Origin of the sequence: Sphingobium sp. (genome assembly GCA_023266575.1) — a bacterium.
In the GTDB taxonomy this organism is placed as follows: domain Bacteria; phylum Pseudomonadota; class Alphaproteobacteria; order Sphingomonadales; family Sphingomonadaceae; genus Sphingobium.
Window position 1 is genome coordinate 36,887 of sequence record JAHFPV010000017.1, and the last position, 16,904, is coordinate 53,790.

The window sequence follows — 16,904 nt, forward strand, 5'->3', positions numbered from 1 at the left end:
TGAGGCATCAGGCGTCCCTTCACTGCGACGCCTTACGGAGATGAGACGATGAGCAACGCCGCCCTTCATGTCGCCCGCACCGGCCTCGATGCGCAGAACACCAAGATGCGCGTGATCGCCAACAACCTGGCGAACGTCAACACCACCGGCTTCAAGCGCGACCGCGCCGATTTTGAAACGCTCGCCTATCAGCAGATGATCGCGGCAGGCGCCAATTCGGACAGCGAAAACAAGTTCGCCACCGGTCTCAACCTTGGCTCCGGCGTTTCGCTCCAAGGCACCAGCAAGATCAATACGCAGGGCACGCTGACCCAGACCGGCAATGCGCTGGACATGGCGATCGAGGGATCGGGCTTCTTTCAGGTGCAGCGCCCTGACGGCTCCATCGCCTATACCCGCGCAGGCAATTTCAGCGTTACCGCCGAAGGCACGGTCGTCACCAGCGACGGCCTGCCATTGATCCCGCAGGTGACCGTGCCCGAAGGCGCAACATCAGTGACGGTCGGCAATGACGGCACGGTCTCCGCCACGCTCCAGGGCGAAGCGACGCCCACGCAGCTGGGCCAGATCGAGCTGGCGACCTTCATGAATGCGGCGGGGCTTTCGGCGATCGGCGGCAATCTGCTGGTCGAAAGCGCCGCCAGCGGCACGCCGCAGGTTGGCGTTGCCGGTCTGGAAGGACGCGGATCGATCCGGTCGGGCAGTCTGGAAACATCGAACGTCAATGTCGTCGAGGAACTGGTCGACATGATCGAGACCCAGCGCGCCTATGAGGTCAACAGCAAGATGATCAAGGCCACCGACGAGATGCTCCAGTACGTCAACCAGAATATGTGATCGGACTGATGCGCACCATCCTCATCGCCTTCACGGCCACATCGCTGGTCGCTCTGGCCGCCGCCCCCGCTTATGCGGGGAAGAAGCGCGAGGCAGAGCGGGCGCTCTATGCGCCGACCGTCCTGGCGCAGCCGGTCGCGCCGCCATCCAACGGTTCGATCTTTCAGGCCTCCATGGGCTACACCCCGCTGACCAGCGGCGCGCGCGCCACGGCGGTGGGCGACATCATCACCATCGTGCTGGTCGAACGGACGCAGGCGACCAAGAGCAACAGCGCCGACACCAGCCGCGACGGCAATCTGGGCCTGACTCCGCCATCGACCGGCGTGCTGTCCAAGCTGTTTTCGGCGAGCGACGTCGCCATGGGCGGCCAGAATGCCTTTACCGGCAAGGGCGGAGCAACCCAGTCCAACGCGCTGTCGGGCGAAATTACCGTGACGATCGCGGCAACCTACCCCAACGGCACCATGCTGGTGAAGGGGGAGAAGGCGCTGACGCTCAATCGCGGCGACGAGTTCATCCAGATCAGCGGCCTTGTCCGTCAGGCCGATATCGGCCCGGACAACCGCATCGCATCGACCCGCGTGGCCGATGCCAAGATCATCTACACCGGCAAGGGCGAGATTGCCCGCGCCAGCAAACAGGGCTGGTTGCAGAGTTTCTTCTCAAAGATCAGCCCGTTTTGATGGAGCGTTTCCCAGCCATGATCCTTGCCCTGCATCCGATCCGCTTCCTGACGCTGCTGGTGCTGGCCGTGCTGGCGTCCTTCGCCGTTCCCGCACAGGCGGAGCGGGTGAAGGATCTGGGGACGTTCCAGGGCGTACGCCCCAACCAGCTTACCGGCTATGGCATCGTCGTGGGTCTGGCCGGCACTGGCGACGACAGTCTGCAATATGCGACCGAGGGCATGAAGGGCGTCGTATCACGCTTTGGCCTGACGCTGCCGCAGGGGATCAACCCCGCGCTCAAAAATGCGGCGGCGGTGCTGGTCACCGCCGATCTGCCCGCCTTTTCCAAGCCCGGCCAGCGGCTGGACATCACCGTGTCGGCGCTGGGCAAGGCCAAGTCGCTGCGCGGCGGCACGCTGATCCTGACCCCGCTCCGCGGCGCGGACAATGAAATCTACGCCATGGCGCAGGGCAATCTGGCCGTGGGCGGCCTGGGCGTATCCGGCGCCGATGGCAGCCAGGTTTCGGTCAATATTCCCTCTGCCGGGCGCATCCCCGGCGGCGCTACGGTGGAGCGTGCGGTCGCGACCGGCTTCGATACCGCGCCGACGCTGACCTTCAACCTCGCTGAAGCGGACCTCACCACCGCGCTGCGCGTTGCGGACGGGATCAACCGCGCCTTTGGCGATCGCCGCGCCCGCGCCATGGATGCGGTATCGGTGACGATCGACGCCATTCCGGGGGCGGAGGACCGCATCCTGATGATGGGCATGATCGAGAATATCGAGATTTCGCCGGCCGATGCGCCCGCCAAGGTCATCGTCAACGCGCGCACCGGCACGGTCGTCATCAATGGCGCGGTGCGCATCCATCCCGCCGCCGTCGCCCATGGCAAATTGACCGTCAGCGTCAATGAAAGCCCGCGCATCGTCCAGCCCGCGCCATTCAGCCGGGGCGAGACGGCGCAGGAAGAGTCGAGCAACATCAGCATCGACGAGCAGAAAAAACCTATGGTTAATTTTAAAGGTGGGGCGTCGCTGGCCGATATAGTCAAGGCGGTCAACGCCATCGGTGCATCTCCTGCCGATATGGTCGCGATCCTTGAAGCCCTCAAACAAGCGGGCGCGATGAAAGCCGAATTGGTGGTATTGTGATGCAGGTTAACTCGACATCCTCCGCGACCGCCACGTCCGGCGCAGCGTCCGCGAACAAGGCCAGTCTGGAAAAGACCGCGCAGCAGTTCGAGGCGATCTTCCTGCGCCAGATGATCGGCGCGATGCGATCGGCCAGCCTGGCCGAGGGTATTTCCGATTCCAGCGCGACCGAGCAATTTCAGTCGATGGCGGATTCCCGCACCGCCGACGCCATGGCGAGCGGCAACAGCATGGGTATCGCCCAGTTGCTGATCAAACAGTTCGGCGCGAAACCTGCGCCTGACGCACCCGCTGGAACGATCGCGCCATGAGCGACCTGTTCATCATCGGGGCGTCCGGCACCCGCGCCTATCGTACCGCGATGGCAGCGATTGGCGAGAATATCGCCAATGCCAGCACCGACGGCTATGCCCGCCGGTCCGTGACGACCGCGGAATCCGGCGCGTCTACCGCCACCATGGCCATGTATGTGTCGAAAGGGAATTTCGGCGGCACGCAGGTGGTGAGCATCAATCGCGGCACCGACCCCTATCTGGATGCGACCGTGCGGATGACCGGCATGGCGCTGGGCAGCTCGACCGCGCGGTTGCGCTGGCTGAGCGATGCTGAAAATGCGCTCAACGACACCGGCACCGGCATTGGCGCGCTGATGACCGGCATGTTCCAGAATATGGAGAAGCTGGCCGCCAGCCCGTCCGACACGTCCTTGCGGGTGACGACACTCGACAGCATCAGCCGCGTCGCGCAGGCCTTTACCCAGACGGCAGCCGATCTGAAAGCGGTGTCGGAGGGGATCGCGACCGAGGCGGATGCATCGGTCAGCACGATCAATCGCTCGCTTGAATCACTGGCCGATATCAACAACAGCCTGTTGCGCGCGCAGCCGGGCACCTCTGCCTATGCGCAGTTGCTCGACAGCCGCGACGCCGCCTTGCAGGATCTGACCGAAAATCTGAACGTCACGATCAGCTTTGGCGCGCATGACAGTGCGCAGATCAGCTTTGACGGGCAGACGCTGGTGCAGGGCGATACCGCCACCAGCCTGGCGGTAGCCAGCAATGCCGACGGCACGCTGAACCTGACGCTGGCCGATGGCACCGCGCTGGCGACGCCGGCCAATGGCACGCTGGGCGGCCTGTTTTCCGCCGCCGATACGGTGGCCGACCGTCGCGCCAGCCTGGACACGATCGCCGAGAAATTCGTGACCGACATGAACGCCTGGCACGCGCAGGGCGTGACCGATGCCGGGGGTGCAGGCGCGCCGTTGCTGTCCTATGGCGGCGGCGCGGCCAGCGTTGCGGCGCTGATCACCGATCCGGCGGAACTGGCCACCAAATCGGCCAACGGGACGCTGAACGGCAATCTGCTGACCGTCACATCCACCCTGCGCGGCAATGGCAGCGTCGAACAGGACTGGACTGCGCTGATCGCCACGCATGGCAATCTGCTGGCGGGGGCGAAGGCGGACAACACCACCGCGCAAAGCCGCAGCGACCAGGCGGTTGCCGCGCGCGAAGCGGTGAGCGGGGTCGATCTCGACATGGAAGCGGCCGACCTTCTGCGCATCCAGCAGGCCTATTCGGCCAGTGCCAAGATTTTGCAGGTCGCCAAGGAAACCGTCGATTCCATCCTTCAGATTCTCTGAGCCGCGAAAGGGCTGAGCCATGGTAGGTATCACCAACAAGATCATGCTCGCCGAAATCCGCCGGCAACAGCAATTGTCGCAGAATATCGTCGACGGGCAGACCGCCATTTCCACCGGCATCACGCTCAACAAGCCGTCGGACGATGCACTCGCCTGGGTGCAGGTGTCCGATGTGGGCCGGGCGCAGGCGCAGCAGTCGGCATGGCAGGCCAATATCAGCTATGGCAAGACTCGCGCCGCGAACGCCGAAGCCAATCTGGACGAGGTCAATAATCTTTTGACCCGCGCGCAGGAACTGGTGACGTCCGCGCGCAACGGATCGCTCAACGACACCAGCCGCATCGCGATCTTCGAAGAAATGGCGACTATCCGCACGACGATCAACGAATTGCTGAACCAGACCGACTATCAGGGCGTATCGGTGTTCGACGACCAGCAGAGCGTGCTGGTGCCGGTCAGCCGTGGCCTCAATCTGGCGGTCGTCGCGACCCGGCAGGACGTGTCCGAAGGGATCGACGTCAACGGCACGCCGATGTCGATCGACGGGATATTGGCCCAGAGCATCGCCGCGCTGCAAAATGGCGACGATGCCGCCATTGGGGCGGGCCTGGATGCGATCAAGGTCGGGCAAAGCCATATCACGGTCGAACTGGCGCGGCAGGGCGTGCGGAGCAACCGGCTGGATGTGGTCGGCGAACGGCTGACCGACATCGACCTGGACCTCACCGAACGGCGCGCCGCGCTCGAATCGACGGACCTGACCGAAGTCATATCCAATGTGAAGGCACAGCTGATGCAGCTGGAAGCCGCGCAATCGGCCTTTGCCCGGATCAACCAGCAGACTTTGTTCGACCTGATCAGCTGATCTGACGAAAATAAATCGTCGTCCTAAACCGGACGCTAACCAGTCCGTATTAACCACATGACAGGCGCCCCTGGTGGCGCCGCCGGGGCTTACCGCTTCCGGGTGCTTATATCGGGGATAGTTTCATGTTCGCTGCCATTGGACTGGTCGTCCTGCTCGTCATGGTGTTCGGCGGCTTCGCCTTCACCGGCGGCGATCTTGGCCCGGTGCTTCATGCCCTGCCCCACGAAATGCTGATCATCGGCGGCGCGGCCGTCGGCGCGCTCATCATCGGCAATAGCGGATCGGACCTCAAGGCGCTGGGCGGCGGCCTGGGCAAGGTGTTCAAGGGTGCCAAATATAAGAAGCAGGATTTTCTGGACTGCATCTTTCTGGTGTCCAAGCTCATGAAAACGCTGCGGGTCGAAGGGCCGGTGGCGCTGGAGCCGCATATCGAGGACCCTTCGACCTCCACCATCTTCACCGAATATCCCAAGCTGATGAAGGACAAGGCGCTGGTCCACCTGATCAGCGATACGCTGCGTCTGGTCGTCATCTCGTCCGGCACGCTCGATCCGCACGCGGTGGAAGAGGTGATGGACAACAGCCTCAAGACCCATCACCACGAAGCGATCAAGCCGGCGGACAATCTGCAAGGCCTGGCCGACGCGCTGCCGGCGCTCGGCATCGTTGCGGCGGTGCTGGGCGTGGTCAAGACGATGGGGTCGATCGATCAGCCACCCGCGATTTTGGGTGCGATGATCGGTTCGGCGCTGGTCGGCACCTTCCTGGGCATCCTGCTCGCCTATGGCATGGTCAATCCCTTCGCCAACCGCTGCCGCAGCGTGATCGAGGCGGACGGGGCGATCTATCATGTCGTCAAGCAGATCATCGTCGCCTCGCTCCACGGTCACCCGCAGCCGCTGGTGATCGAGGCGGCCCGTTCCGGCCTGACCCATGCCAACCAGCCCGGCTTTGCCGAAGTGTTCGACGGTATGCGGGGCAAATAAGCCATGGCGGAAAAAAAGCGCGGCGCGAACGAGCCTGAACCCCGGCCAATCATCGTCAAGAAGATCATCGTCGATGGCCATGGCGGCCATCATGGCGGCGCATGGAAAGTCGCCTATGCCGACTTCGTGACGGCGATGATGGCGTTTTTCCTGCTCATGTGGCTGCTGGGCGCGACCACCGAAAAGCAGCGCAAGGGGCTGGCCGACTATTTCACGCCCACTTTGGTGCAGACCAAGGAAAATTCGGCCGGGTCGAATGGCATGTTCGGTGGCGACAGCATGATGGCGAAGGAAAATTACCCGACGACCGGTGGTCAGGGCAGCCTGGCCATCACCATTCCGCGCGATGCCAGCGGCACGAAGGACCAGGGCGGCAAGGCGATGAAAGCCGCCGACCGGCAGAAATTTGAATCGATCAAGAAGGATCTGGAAGCGCGCATGGCGCGGCAGAAGGGGATGGCGAAGCTGCGCAAGAATGTGCGCTTCACCGAAACCCGCGAAGGGCTGCGCATCGACCTGATCGACGAGGCGGATTTCGCGATGTTCGCGATGGGCACCGACCGGCTGGTGCCGCAGGCCCGCGCGCTGATCAGCGAAGTCGCGTCCGTGCTGCAAACCATGCCCAACCCGCTGATCGTGCGCGGCCACACCGATGGCCTGCCCTATGCGTCGGGCCGGACCATGAACAACTGGCTGCTGTCATCGACCCGCGCCGAATCGACGCGCAGGGCGCTGGCCGACAGCGGCATCGGCAATGCCCGCTTCGCCCGGATCGAAGGGGTCGCCGACCGCGAACCCTTCATCAAGAACGACGCCTATGATCCGCGCAACCGGCGCATGTCGATCATCCTGGGCTGGACCCGCGGTGGCAACAGCGCTGATGACGAGGATATGGACGCGGAAACCAAGGCCGCGATCAAGGAACGGGACGACCCGGCCCGCGTGGCGAAAAAGGCGGCACAGAGCCTGGACATGGGCGGCACCGGCCTGCCCGGCGGCGCCGCGCTGCTGAACCCGACAGCGCCTGGGACTTCGAACAAGCCGGGGAAGCATTGAGAATGGTTGGGTGACGCGATGGGTGGTTAGGGGACTGTCGGCCATCGGGCAGCGTTTTCAACTAGCTGACAATATCGTCCTAATTCCAAATCCAGTAAGCCGTTCCAATAATCACAATCAGCACAAGTAGCGATCCCAATGCCGGGCGGAACAAGCCGACTTTAGGTTGGTGTCCATTTCGGATAATGGTCGGCCGAACCACAGGAGGGATCGCGCACCCTGCGCCAGTGGAAACGCTTTTCCATCGGCCATTAATTTGGAGCTGCACTTCCGTCCAATATGGCTTTGACCATCCAACTGCCTTGTACAGGACCAGCCTAGCATCGCCGTTTATCAGCCCTTCGACCAACTGAACGATTAGACCCCATTTATTTTCGTCATCGGCTGGCGAGAGGCTCGCATACCATTGATCGCCGGAGCAAACGAACTCGTCGGCGTTCAACGATAGCCATAGATCAAAATCAAGCCCGCTCTGAGCAGGATAAATACAGGCCACTCCCACTGGCGATGTCTCATCCCAATCGTATTGGAGGTCGAAACGTCTAGCGGTGTCGATGAATAGGCTGCGAGCGCGCTCGATCAGCACATTATCCCATCCGATCTCGCGTTCAGATCTTGCCATTTAGTCGGCTATAGCCACCTGCCCAACGTCCGCAAATGGGCTTTTCCGATCGGCGGCAGAGTGGCAAAAAAATGGTCGTTAGCGAACTCCCCGCTACCCCTCTCTCTTGTGGGAGAGGGCTGCGCAGAGTTGGATGCTTGCAGCCTTAGTCGTGGCTGGGAGAGGGTGTCACGGCCTCATGCGAGCGCGCGCGACTCGCGTCGATTCCCCTCATCCAACTTCGCCTAGACGGCTTCGTCGCCAAGGCTTCGTATCCTTCTCCCCCAAGGGAGAAGGGCGTGTTGCTTCTCGCCACCATCATCCGCCCGGCGCACAAAAAAGGGGCCGACTTGGCGGCCCCTTTTGTCTCATCGGCTTTTCACGCCCTTAGCGGGGCGGCTGGGCGCCTGCTGCGCCTTGCTGTTGCTGCATCATCTGCTGCATCTGCATGATTTCGGCGCGCGACTTGAAGTCGTGGAGGGTGACGTCGAAGATCAGGATCGAGCCGGCGGGGATCGGCCCTGCGGCCTGATCGCCATAGCCAAGCTGCGGCGGGATCCAGAGGCGGTATTTGCCGCCCTTCTTCATCTTTTGCAGGCCTTCGGAGAAGCCGGGGACGACGCCGTCGATCGGCATCGGTGCCTGCGGATTCTCGTCGAACACGGTGCCGTCGAGCAGCGTACCCTTATAGCCCACCAGCGCCACGTCGGCGGTGGTCGGGCTGGGCCCGGTGCCTTCGGTCAGCACCTGATATTGCAGACCCGATGGCGTGGTGATCACGCCGTCAGCATCGGCATTCTGCGCCATGAAGGTGGACGGCGAGGCTTCGATGCCCTGCTGCCCGGCCCAGGCCAGACCGCCAGCCGCCAGCGCAAGCGCAGCGACACCAATCCAGAGGCGCGTCAAAGACCCCCTGGCGATAGGACGAAGGGGAACGGCCGTTGTGGACATGGCGAAGCTTCTCGCAATTATGAGCGGACAGGCAGCAGGAAAGCGGGACGGCGCGGGCCGCCCCGGCGGCGCTTACTTCGCGCCGTCGCGCTCGGCGCGCTTGCGGTCCATCTTGCGGGCGCGGCGCACGGCAGCGGCCTTTTCACGGGCGCGCTTTTCCGAGGGCTTCTCGTAGTGACGACGCAGCTTCATTTCGCGATACACGCCTTCACGCTGCAGCTTCTTCTTGAGCGCGCGGAGGGCCTGGTCGACATTGTTGTCGCGAACGATGATCTGCATAAGTCCGTCAATCTCCAATCGAAAACGAGCGTTGTGCCGGGATTTTCCAATCCGTCCCGACAGCCCGTCGCAATAGCAAAGCCTGTGAGTCGTCGCAGGTCACCCTACGCCGTGTGGGGCGCGCCCTACCAGCAGAGTCGCGGCAATTCAACCCTAAAGCCCGCGCTCTAGACTTACGTGCGCGGAAGGTGGATAATATTTGCCACTATATAAGAGAGGATCGCCCATGGCCAGCGCCGCAAAACGCCCCGACATATCCCCCGCCGAATGGGAGGCGCGCCAGCAACTGGCCGCCTGCTACCGCATATTCGACCATCTCGGCTGGTCCGAACTCATCTATAACCATATCACCGTGCGCGTGCCGGGCGAGGACAGCGCGTTCCTGATCAACCCGTTCGGACTTGGCTATCATGAGGTGACCGCGTCCAACCTGGTCAAGATCGACATTGACGGCACGGTGCTGGACGGCAGCCCCTATCCGGTCAACCGGGCGGGCTTTGTCCAGCATAGCGTGTTCCACCGTCATTTGCCCGACGCCCATTGCATCATCCATACCCATACGACAGCGGGGATGGCTGTGAGCGCCACGGTCGAAGGGCTGCGCCCGATCAGCTTCTACGCCGCCGCCTTTGCCGGGCGGATCGCCTATCATGATTTTGAGGGCGTCACGATTCGCGGCGAGGAAGGCGAGCGGCTGATCGCCAATCTGGGCGACAGGCGGGTGATGATGCTGCGCAACCATGGCACGCTGGTGATGGCGGAAAGCCTGCCCGAAGCCTTTTTGAAGCAATGGATGCTCCAGCGCGCCTGCGAGATTCAGGTGGCAGCGGGCGCGGCGGGGACGCCGGTGGAACTGAGCGCAGACGTGATCGCTGTGCATCAGCGCGATCTGGCGGGGGTGCAATTGCCGGTCGGGCCGGGCGTGCCGGATTTTCAGGCGATGGTAAGGCTGATCGACCGGGTGGACCGGAGTTGGCGGGATTGAGGGTGGTTCTACAGCCGTTCGTCCCCCGCCTTCGCGGGGGCAGGCTCTGAGTAGCCATTGAGCGAAGTCGGAGTCGCAGACGGCCGTAGGTCAAATGGCGTATCGAAGGATCAAGCGCCGCGTGTGATGCTTCGATACGGGCCTTCGACAAGCTCAGTCCCTACTCAGCACGAACGGATATATTTTCGTTCGGCATCAAGGCCGCGGACAACTCGCGCCCTCATCCGCCAGCCGTCGTACCTCCTGCGCGGCGACCTGGGCCAGCCAGGCGCGGCGTTCGGCCTTGTCGGCATTTTCTTCCGCCAGTTTGCGCGCAGCCTGCGCCTCGTTGCGCTGTTGCACCGCCATGCGGGCATAGGTGAAGGCAGCGATCGAGAGGCCGCTCAGCACGACGATCAGCAGGAAGGCGAAGGCGCCGAGCGCCGCGGCGATCCGGCGGCTGCGGCGCTGGTCGCGGCGGTAGAGGCTGGCATAGGGGGTGCCGAGCAGCCCGGCGATCAGCTTGAGCTTGACGATATTGCGGTCATTTTTCTGGAGATCGGGCGCAAGCGGTTCGAGCGGCTGGCTGCGATCGAGTTCGCCCTTGGCGTCGAGGGCGAACAGCAGGGGCGCTGGAAAACAGTCGGTGGCCGGATCGCCGGGTTTGCCCGCCGCGATCAGCGCGAACACCGAAGCGTCCGGGTTGATCGTCTTGAAGCTGCGAATTTCCTTGTCGACCCAGATCGATCGGGCCGCGCTTGGCGAGCAGATGACGATCAGCGCGTCGGAGCGGGCGAGCGCCCCCTGCAATTTGGGGCCGAGTTCGGCGGCCCCGGCCAGTTCATCCTCATCGCGGAAAATCGGGCGCAACCGGGCGGGGATCGGGCCGCGATCGCCCGGCGTGCCGACCAGCGCCTTTGGCACGCGATAATTTTCGATCGCGCGGTGCAGCCAGCGGGCGACCTTCATATCGGCATGGCTGTAGCTGATGAAGGCGGCATAGCGCCCTGCCCCCGCGCCGCCGACCAGAGCGGTCAATTGTTTGGCCAGGTCCGCGCCACCGCTCAGCACTGGCTTTCCGACCATGGCGGCAGTATCCACGGGAATGGAGATGATCTTGCTGAAAGGGTTGGACATGAAGCGCAAAATCCTAATCGCAAGTGGGGCGATGATGCTGGCGGCCAGCGGGGCGATGGCGCAGGATGCAGCGCCTGTTGCCAAGACACCCGCCGACCCCTTCGCGCAGGCGATTGCCGCGCGGCAGGTTGCCGACTTTGCGCGGCGCGAGGGCGATCCCCATGCGATGCTGACCGCAGCAAGGATGCTCAAGCAAGTGCCGATGACCGATGGCGCGACTCCGGCGGAGGGCGACGCGGCCTTTTCGCCCGATGCGCTGTTTGCCGAGGCCAAGGCGCTGGCGCGCGACGACCAGGCGTTGCTGTTGCAGATACGGCTGGCCCAGTCGGCGGCGGGGCGCGGCGTGACGGAGTCGGCGTTCGGCAAGGGGCTGGTGCGGCGGGTGCAGGATGTCGGCGCGCGCAACGCCTATCGCTTCACCGTGACGGCCAAGGGTGGCGAACCGCTGCGCATCGGCGCGATCGGCGACATCGGCACTAGCATGTATATCCGCCTGCTCGATGCGTCGGGCAAGCAGTTGTGCCTGGACGATAATGCCGATTATGCGCCGGTCTGCGCCGTGACGCCGCGCGCGTCGGGCCAATATCGCATCGACATCGGCAATAAGAGCGCGGCCAAGAGCCGGACGGTAATCCTGAGTAATTGACAGCGGCATCGTCAGTTGCCGGTATAAAGTTCGCCGATCGACAGGCTGGCCTGCCCCTGCGCCTTGGCCAGCAGATCGCGGATCGGCGCGACCAGCCGGGCGGCGGCGCGCTGATTTTCAACCGTACGCAACAGGACCCGGAAGGCTTCGGGCGGCTGGGGCGTCACCAGGGCGACCACATGGTCTGCGCCATAGGGGGCGATGACCTGGCTTTCGAGGACCGGGAGCGACTGGCCGGGTGCTAGGCGACCGTCACCGTCAGAGGGGGCGGATGGGAAGAGGCGCTGGACGGTGCCGTCCGACGCTATGTTGAACACTGTTGCATATTGGGGCGCATATTGGGACGCGGCGACTGGCTGAGCGGTCCCCTGCTGCGCCAGCGCCAGCGTGACGGGCGCGCCGGACGGATAGCGCGCGCCATTGTCGAGCGGGCCGACCATCAGCCGGGTGCGCTGTTCCGACAGGAGCGGGCGCAGCGCCTCGATCGCGGCCCATTTGTCGATGACGCCGCGCAGTTGCGGCAGGGTTTTGACATTTTGCGCGACCATGTCGCCAGTGCGGCGGAGCATGGCGTGACGACCAGTGTCCCAGACGAAATCCGCGCCCTTGCCATCGGTCAGGATGCGCCAGGGATGGTCATTACCGGTGACGCTGGCGCGCGCCTTCACGTCCGCGACATAGAGGCCGGGCAGCGGGGGGGCGACCGGGGGCGCTGGCGGCGGAGGCACGGTGGCGAACAGCCCCTGCCCTTCGCGGCCTGGCGGGATGATGCTGCTGCTTTCCTGCCGCTGGCCGCTCAACATGCGGACCTGGACATTGAGATAGGTGCCCAGTTCGCCGATGGTCAGCTTGCCATCGCCATCCTGATCGGCCGCCATGCCCTTGCCATCGGCGCGCGGTGTGGTCAGCCCCTGCTCGAACGACCAGGTGAGGAACCCGCGCGTCGGCGCGCCCTCGACCGGTAAAGCGTTTTCCCAGGCGACCTGATCGTCGCCCGCGGCGCTGATATAGAAGAGGTTGGGCAGATCATCCCGCGTGGCGGTGAGCGCCGCGCCCTCGACCGAGGCGAGCGTGCTGGCAAAGCGGGGCGCAGGGCGTGATCCCAGCTCTACATTGCGCCCGCCCAGCGTCAGGCGCGGGGTCATGCCCATGGCGCGCGGATCGACCGAGCGGTGCAATGTGCCGGAATGGCAGGTGTCGGCCATCATCAGCACCTGCACCCCGCGCGGGACATAGAGAGCAAGCCAGGTGTAGAAATCCTTGTCGACGATGAAGCGTTCGGCGTCCTTGCTGTCGGGGTCGAAACCGGGCAGCGGCAGGAACTGGTCGGTATCGCCGTCGCGCGTCCCCTTGATGCTGGCTTCGGCCAGTGCGCCATGACCGGTATAATAAAGGAAGATCCAGTCACCCGGTTTGGAGCGAAGCCCCAAAGCATGGAGCGCGGTTTCAACCGTGGTGCGGCTGACGCCGTCATTACGCAACACTGTGACATCGCTGGCACCCTGGCCGCGAATCACTGTTTCCATCGCCTGGAGATCATTTTCGGGACCGGCCAGATCCATGATCAGGGAGGAGCGGAACTGCCAGGCGCCGACCAGCAGGGCGCGTGTTTCGGCTTTGGCGATCGAAGGACATATCAATATTGTGACAAAAGTCGTTAATACTGTTGCCCAGAGTCCACGACGCCCCTTCGCCACTTGGAATCTCCCGCGCTTTTTTGTTGCCTGTTCAGTCATAACCCCATAATCTCATAATGGTTGGGGGAGCAATAACTATATCATGACTCAGGGGGGAACGATGATAATAGTCAGAAGCTTCTTAACCATTGCTTCTGCGGGACTTTCGCTGGGCATGGCGTCTGCCGCGCTGGCGCAGGCCAACCCACCCGCGACACCGCCGCAGGATCAGCCGGGCCACGCGACCGATGGCGCGGCGGGACGCGGCGTGCGCATCATCGCCCCCGAAGCGCCGCCCGCCAATGTTGTTGCGAACGGGCAACAAACCGCTCCCGCAATTAAACCTCCTGCCGCCAATGCGATTGCGCCAGTGAAGCTGCGTCCGGCCGATCCCGTCAGTACGCGGCCAGCCCCCGTTCCTGCGCCCGCCGTGCTGAAAGCCTGCGACCGGCCGGTGGCCAAGCCCACGCTTCGCTTTGCCGATCCTGCCCGGTTCGACCGCGCGCTTAAGGGCGCGTTGCGGCGGGGCAAGACCGTCGTGGTCGATCTCGATTCGCCCTATCCTGTCGCCAATGAAGCGCCCGCGCCGCTGGGTGCCTGGCTGAACGAGGTTGAAAAGAGCGGCGGCATGGTCACGGTCAGCCCCTATTGCCAGAAGGGGCGCGGCCTTGGTGGCTTCCTTGCCAAGCTGTTCGGCGGCGGCCCGGCCGAACCGTATAAGGCCGCGCGCGCCTATGACGCAGTGCTGCATGTCGATGCGGTCGACCAGATCGTCACTCAAGTGGAATTCGCGCCGCGCAAGGCCACGAAATGATCGCGCGCGCTGCTTTGTTTCTTGCGCCCCTGTTCCGCGCCATGGCCGCGCTGGGCCTGCTGGGCGCGCTGCTGGCTGGCGGCGGAGCGGCGCAGGCCGCGGACGAACCCCGGCTGGCGCTGGTGATCGTCAATGGTGCCTACCAGTCGTTCGACAGGCTGGCGTCCACCTATGCCGATGGCGACAAGATCACCACTGCGCTCAACGCCACCGGCTTTGTCGATGCGAGTGGCGAAGGACCGGTGCAGGTGCGCCGCGACCTGTCGCGTGATGCGATGCTGGCCGCGATCGCCGATTTTCGCGCCAAGCTGACGGCCGCCGGTCCCAAGGCGTTCGGGATGCTCTATTTTTCCGGCCATGGCGCGGCGCTGGGCAGCTATGGCGATGTCATGCTGCTGCCGGTCGATGCCGGGCGCGACGTGACGGCGGAGACGGCGACGCTGACCCGCGCCGCACTGACCCGCAACCTGCTGGGGTCGGGCGCGAAAACGATGCTGATCGTGCTCGACATGTGCCGCAACGTGCTGGCCGCGCCGCCGCCGTCGCTGGCGCAGATGATCGCCGACCAAACCGGGGTTGAGACGAGCGCCGTAGGTGAGCTGGCCGGGAGCAAGGGGCTGCGCCGGATGGTGCGCGCGCCTGCCGCCGCGATCCGGCCCGACCAGGGCTATCTGGTCGCTTTTTCCACCAGCGCCGACCAGTTCGCCTTTGACGATGGCATTTTTTCCAAAGTGCTGGCCGAGGAAATCCGCCGCCCCCAGCAGAATATCGCCGATGCCTTGAAGCGCGTATCGGATCGCGTCGCGCTATCGTCTGGCAAGAATTTCCAGAAGCCGACCTTCGACTATGGGCTTCAGGGCGCGCCGCCTTGCTTCATTTCCTGCGACCGGGCGGCGAACGACCGTTTCTATGATTGCGCCAATTGCCCGTGGATGCGCGCCATTCCCGCCGGCACCACCCCGTTCGGGTCGCCCCCATCGGAGCCGGGACGTGGCAATGACGAGCCGGTGCAGACCAATATGCGGATCGAGCGGCCCTTTGCGATCGGTGTCTATGAAGTGACGATCGCGGAATGGAATGGCTGTGTCCGCGACAATGCCTGCACGAAGCTGGGCAATTGGGCGAAGGAAAATCCCAATCCGCTGATCCCGGCGACCGACATCAGCTATGAGGATGCGCAGGCGTTTCTGGCCTGGCTAACGGTCAAGTCCGGGCGTACCTATCGCCTGCCGACCGAGGCGGAGTGGGAATATGCCAGCCGGGGCGGCACGCCGAGCGCCTTTCCGTGGGGCGATGACATCAGCCCAAGCCAGGCCAATTATGACCATACCGCCCGTTATCGCGGATCGGACACCGCGCCCTATCGCGGCTATCCCGAAAGCGTAAACGGTTACCCCGCCAACGCCTTTGGCCTTAACCAGATGCAAGGCAATGTGTGGGAATGGACGTCGGGCTGCACCGACCAGTCGTGCCGGACGCGCGTGATCCGTGGGGGATCGTTCGAAAGCGCGCCCGATGCGCTGCGATCGGCCAATCGCTTCACCGTCGCGCCATCCAAGCGACGGCAGGATGCCGGACTGCGGGTCGTACGTGATCTGGACCCGGACGAGATACTCGGCACGTCCTGACAGTTTTTCAATGAGGGTCAGGAACCGGTCAGGGAAGCCGGTTCCGCAACAGGGGTGAGATGATGAAGAAATATCTGGCGACGGCGGCACTGATGGCAGTTGTGCCGGGGATGGCGCAGGCGGCGCCCTATCTGGCGACGGTGGGCAGTCCCAACAGCCTGCAACATAGCGCGGTGACCACGGCGCTGAACCTTAATGACCTGGACTATGACGATGACCCGGACACGCCCGGTTTCGACATGGAGGGGGATGCCGATACGATCGGCGCGGCGATCACCTATTGGGGTGCCTATGGCAATGAAGGCCAGCGCTACGAGCTGCGCTATCAAAAGGCGCTGCGCCCGTTCGAGGGCAGTCGCGCGCGCGTGCTGATCGACCCGGTGCTGAACGTCCTGCACGTCAACAATGGCGCGACCGCGACGATGGGGACGCTGTCCACCGGGATCGAGATACCGGTCCAGCCCAACTGGCTGATCACCCCGCGCATCGCCTATGGCGTCACCGACGCGGGTGCCTTTTTCGGATCGACCAGCAGCGACCTGATCACCGTGTCGGCCAGCAGCCGCTACAAGATCGCGCAAGTGGGGCGTGGCGACCTGACCATCGGCAATATGATCGGCTGGTCCACCACCACCGATTGGGGCCTGGGGCGCGATCCGGCCTTCTATCTGAAGGAAAATGTTTTCACCTTCCGCAATGGCGTGGCCTATCAGCTGCCGTTCAAGGGGCGGATGTTCGGCGGGCGGCAGGGATCGCTGCGCGCCAGCTACACCTGGACCAAGCTGACCGACGATCCGCAATCCTATGAAAATGTCCATGAAGCGGCGCTGAGCATCGGTGTCCGCACCCGCGAGGCGGAACAGAAGAGCAAGGCGGAGCAACTGCGCATCGGCCTGATCTACACCCATGGCACGAGCAGCTTTTCGCATGATTTCGATTATGACGCGGTGACGCTGACCATCGGCTATCGCTTCTAAAAGCGGCACATCCAAGG

General features: G+C 63.8%; 18 protein-coding genes. 13 read left to right on the forward strand and 5 right to left on the reverse strand.

Annotated elements, in window-relative coordinates; genetic code table 11:
* Window positions 1-48: 48 nt before the first annotated feature.
* From flgG to Q0D44_RS15545, 8 genes are all read left to right on the forward strand, one after another.
* Complete coding sequence (gene flgG, locus Q0D44_RS15510) at window positions 49-837, forward strand: flagellar basal-body rod protein FlgG (RefSeq protein ID WP_294137757.1); 789 nt, start codon at window positions 49-51, stop codon at window positions 835-837.
* Window positions 838-845: 8 nt separating this feature from the next.
* A complete protein-coding gene (locus Q0D44_RS15515) occupies window positions 846-1,523 on the forward strand; it encodes a flagellar basal body L-ring protein FlgH (protein WP_294137760.1) in 678 nt (225 codons plus the stop codon).
* Between the two features lie 17 nt (window positions 1,524-1,540).
* A complete protein-coding gene (locus Q0D44_RS15520) occupies window positions 1,541-2,659 on the forward strand; it encodes a flagellar basal body P-ring protein FlgI (RefSeq protein WP_294137762.1) in 1,119 nt (372 codons plus the stop codon).
* Window positions 2,659-2,970: a rod-binding protein gene (locus Q0D44_RS15525; protein WP_294137768.1), complete on the forward strand. Its 312-nt coding sequence runs from the start codon at window positions 2,659-2,661 to the stop codon at window positions 2,968-2,970. The genes Q0D44_RS15520 and Q0D44_RS15525 overlap by 1 nt, the downstream gene beginning before the upstream one ends.
* Complete coding sequence (gene flgK / locus Q0D44_RS15530; protein ID WP_294137770.1) at window positions 2,967-4,304, forward strand: flagellar hook-associated protein FlgK; 1,338 nt, start codon at window positions 2,967-2,969, stop codon at window positions 4,302-4,304. Before Q0D44_RS15525 ends, flgK begins: the two co-directional genes overlap by 4 nt.
* Window positions 4,305-4,323: 19 nt before the next feature.
* Window positions 4,324-5,169 (forward strand): flagellin, encoded by an 846-nt coding sequence (locus Q0D44_RS15535; RefSeq protein ID WP_294137772.1) that lies wholly within the window; start codon window positions 4,324-4,326, stop codon window positions 5,167-5,169.
* A 125-nt stretch (window positions 5,170-5,294) separates the two neighbouring features.
* A complete protein-coding gene (gene motA / locus Q0D44_RS15540) occupies window positions 5,295-6,158 on the forward strand; it encodes a flagellar motor stator protein MotA (RefSeq protein WP_217675505.1) in 864 nt (287 codons plus the stop codon).
* 3 nt (window positions 6,159-6,161) lie between these two features.
* Window positions 6,162-7,214, forward strand: coding sequence for a flagellar motor protein MotB (locus Q0D44_RS15545; protein WP_294137774.1), 1,053 nt, complete (start codon window positions 6,162-6,164; stop codon window positions 7,212-7,214).
* A 79-nt stretch (window positions 7,215-7,293) separates the two neighbouring features.
* Here the strand turns inward: Q0D44_RS15545 and Q0D44_RS15550 are convergent, their stop codons facing one another.
* The 3 genes from Q0D44_RS15550 to rpsU all read right to left on the reverse strand — a co-directional run bounded on the left by Q0D44_RS15550 (window position 7,294) and on the right by rpsU (window position 9,045).
* Window positions 7,294-7,836, reverse strand: coding sequence for a hypothetical protein (locus tag Q0D44_RS15550; protein ID WP_294137777.1), 543 nt, complete (start codon window positions 7,834-7,836; stop codon window positions 7,294-7,296).
* 366 nt (window positions 7,837-8,202) lie between these two features.
* Window positions 8,203-8,766 carry an FKBP-type peptidyl-prolyl cis-trans isomerase gene (locus Q0D44_RS15555; protein ID WP_294137780.1) on the reverse strand — a complete coding sequence of 188 codons (564 nt, stop codon included), beginning with the start codon at window positions 8,764-8,766 and terminating at the stop codon, window positions 8,203-8,205.
* A gap of 72 nt (window positions 8,767-8,838) precedes the next feature.
* The gene (gene rpsU / locus Q0D44_RS15560) at window positions 8,839-9,045 is read right to left on the reverse strand and encodes a 30S ribosomal protein S21 (RefSeq protein WP_006957190.1); all 207 of its coding nucleotides are present in this window, start codon (window positions 9,043-9,045) and stop codon (window positions 8,839-8,841) included.
* A 226-nt stretch (window positions 9,046-9,271) separates the two neighbouring features.
* Here rpsU and Q0D44_RS15565 point away from each other — a divergent pair, with 226 nt between their 5' ends.
* On the forward strand, window positions 9,272-10,030 hold the full coding sequence (locus tag Q0D44_RS15565) for a class II aldolase/adducin family protein (RefSeq protein WP_294137787.1): 759 nt from the start codon (window positions 9,272-9,274) through the stop codon (window positions 10,028-10,030).
* A gap of 195 nt (window positions 10,031-10,225) precedes the next feature.
* Here the strand turns inward: Q0D44_RS15565 and Q0D44_RS15570 are convergent, their stop codons facing one another.
* Window positions 10,226-11,146: a toll/interleukin-1 receptor domain-containing protein gene (locus tag Q0D44_RS15570; protein WP_294137788.1), complete on the reverse strand. Its 921-nt coding sequence runs from the start codon at window positions 11,144-11,146 to the stop codon at window positions 10,226-10,228.
* On the opposite strand from Q0D44_RS15570, the gene Q0D44_RS15575 reads away from it, so the two are divergent.
* On the forward strand, window positions 11,145-11,792 hold the full coding sequence (locus Q0D44_RS15575; protein WP_294137790.1) for a hypothetical protein: 648 nt from the start codon (window positions 11,145-11,147) through the stop codon (window positions 11,790-11,792). The two genes, Q0D44_RS15570 and Q0D44_RS15575, sit on opposite strands and share 2 nt — an antisense overlap.
* An 11-nt stretch (window positions 11,793-11,803) precedes the next feature.
* On the opposite strand, the gene Q0D44_RS15580 is transcribed toward Q0D44_RS15575, so the two are convergent.
* Window positions 11,804-13,432 carry a caspase family protein gene (locus tag Q0D44_RS15580; protein WP_294137797.1) on the reverse strand — a complete coding sequence of 543 codons (1,629 nt, stop codon included), beginning with the start codon at window positions 13,430-13,432 and terminating at the stop codon, window positions 11,804-11,806.
* A 211-nt stretch (window positions 13,433-13,643) separates the two neighbouring features.
* Between Q0D44_RS15580 and Q0D44_RS15585 the strand changes: the two genes are divergently transcribed.
* The 3 genes from Q0D44_RS15585 to Q0D44_RS15595 are packed head-to-tail and all read left to right on the forward strand — an operon-like array spanning window position 13,644 to window position 16,887.
* Complete coding sequence (locus Q0D44_RS15585) at window positions 13,644-14,282, forward strand: hypothetical protein (RefSeq protein WP_294137800.1); 639 nt, start codon at window positions 13,644-13,646, stop codon at window positions 14,280-14,282.
* Entirely contained in the window at window positions 14,279-15,910 is a 1,632-nt protein-coding gene (locus tag Q0D44_RS15590) for an SUMF1/EgtB/PvdO family nonheme iron enzyme (protein ID WP_294137803.1), read from the forward strand. Before Q0D44_RS15585 ends, Q0D44_RS15590 begins: the two co-directional genes overlap by 4 nt.
* A gap of 59 nt (window positions 15,911-15,969) precedes the next feature.
* Window positions 15,970-16,887 carry a hypothetical protein gene (locus Q0D44_RS15595; protein ID WP_294137805.1) on the forward strand — a complete coding sequence of 306 codons (918 nt, stop codon included), beginning with the start codon at window positions 15,970-15,972 and terminating at the stop codon, window positions 16,885-16,887.
* The last annotated feature ends 17 nt before the right edge of the window (window positions 16,888-16,904 follow it).

What these genes read in the sequence shown, in the direction of transcription:
- flgG (WP_294137757.1), top strand. Translation starts at nt 49, where the DNA reads ATGAGCAACGCCGCCCTTCATGTCGCCCGCACCGGCCTCGATGCGCAG.
- Q0D44_RS15515 (WP_294137760.1), top strand. Translation starts at nt 846, where the DNA reads ATGCGCACCATCCTCATCGCCTTCACGGCCACATCGCTGGTCGCTCTG.
- Q0D44_RS15520 (WP_294137762.1), top strand. Translation starts at nt 1,541, where the DNA reads ATGATCCTTGCCCTGCATCCGATCCGCTTCCTGACGCTGCTGGTGCTG.
- Q0D44_RS15525 (WP_294137768.1), top strand. Translation starts at nt 2,659, where the DNA reads ATGCAGGTTAACTCGACATCCTCCGCGACCGCCACGTCCGGCGCAGCG.
- flgK (WP_294137770.1), top strand. Translation starts at nt 2,967, where the DNA reads ATGAGCGACCTGTTCATCATCGGGGCGTCCGGCACCCGCGCCTATCGT.
- Q0D44_RS15535 (WP_294137772.1), top strand. Translation starts at nt 4,324, where the DNA reads ATGGTAGGTATCACCAACAAGATCATGCTCGCCGAAATCCGCCGGCAA.
- motA (WP_217675505.1), top strand. Translation starts at nt 5,295, where the DNA reads ATGTTCGCTGCCATTGGACTGGTCGTCCTGCTCGTCATGGTGTTCGGC.
- Q0D44_RS15545 (WP_294137774.1), top strand. Translation starts at nt 6,162, where the DNA reads ATGGCGGAAAAAAAGCGCGGCGCGAACGAGCCTGAACCCCGGCCAATC.
- Q0D44_RS15550 (WP_294137777.1), bottom strand. Translation starts at nt 7,836, where the DNA reads ATGGCAAGATCTGAACGCGAGATCGGATGGGATAATGTGCTGATCGAG.
- Q0D44_RS15555 (WP_294137780.1), bottom strand. Translation starts at nt 8,766, where the DNA reads ATGTCCACAACGGCCGTTCCCCTTCGTCCTATCGCCAGGGGGTCTTTG.
- rpsU (WP_006957190.1), bottom strand. Translation starts at nt 9,045, where the DNA reads ATGCAGATCATCGTTCGCGACAACAATGTCGACCAGGCCCTCCGCGCG.
- Q0D44_RS15565 (WP_294137787.1), top strand. Translation starts at nt 9,272, where the DNA reads ATGGCCAGCGCCGCAAAACGCCCCGACATATCCCCCGCCGAATGGGAG.
- Q0D44_RS15575 (WP_294137790.1), top strand. Translation starts at nt 11,145, where the DNA reads ATGAAGCGCAAAATCCTAATCGCAAGTGGGGCGATGATGCTGGCGGCC.
- Q0D44_RS15570 (WP_294137788.1), bottom strand. Translation starts at nt 11,146, where the DNA reads ATGTCCAACCCTTTCAGCAAGATCATCTCCATTCCCGTGGATACTGCC.
- Q0D44_RS15585 (WP_294137800.1), top strand. Translation starts at nt 13,644, where the DNA reads ATGGCGTCTGCCGCGCTGGCGCAGGCCAACCCACCCGCGACACCGCCG.
- Q0D44_RS15590 (WP_294137803.1), top strand. Translation starts at nt 14,279, where the DNA reads ATGATCGCGCGCGCTGCTTTGTTTCTTGCGCCCCTGTTCCGCGCCATG.
- Q0D44_RS15595 (WP_294137805.1), top strand. Translation starts at nt 15,970, where the DNA reads ATGATGAAGAAATATCTGGCGACGGCGGCACTGATGGCAGTTGTGCCG.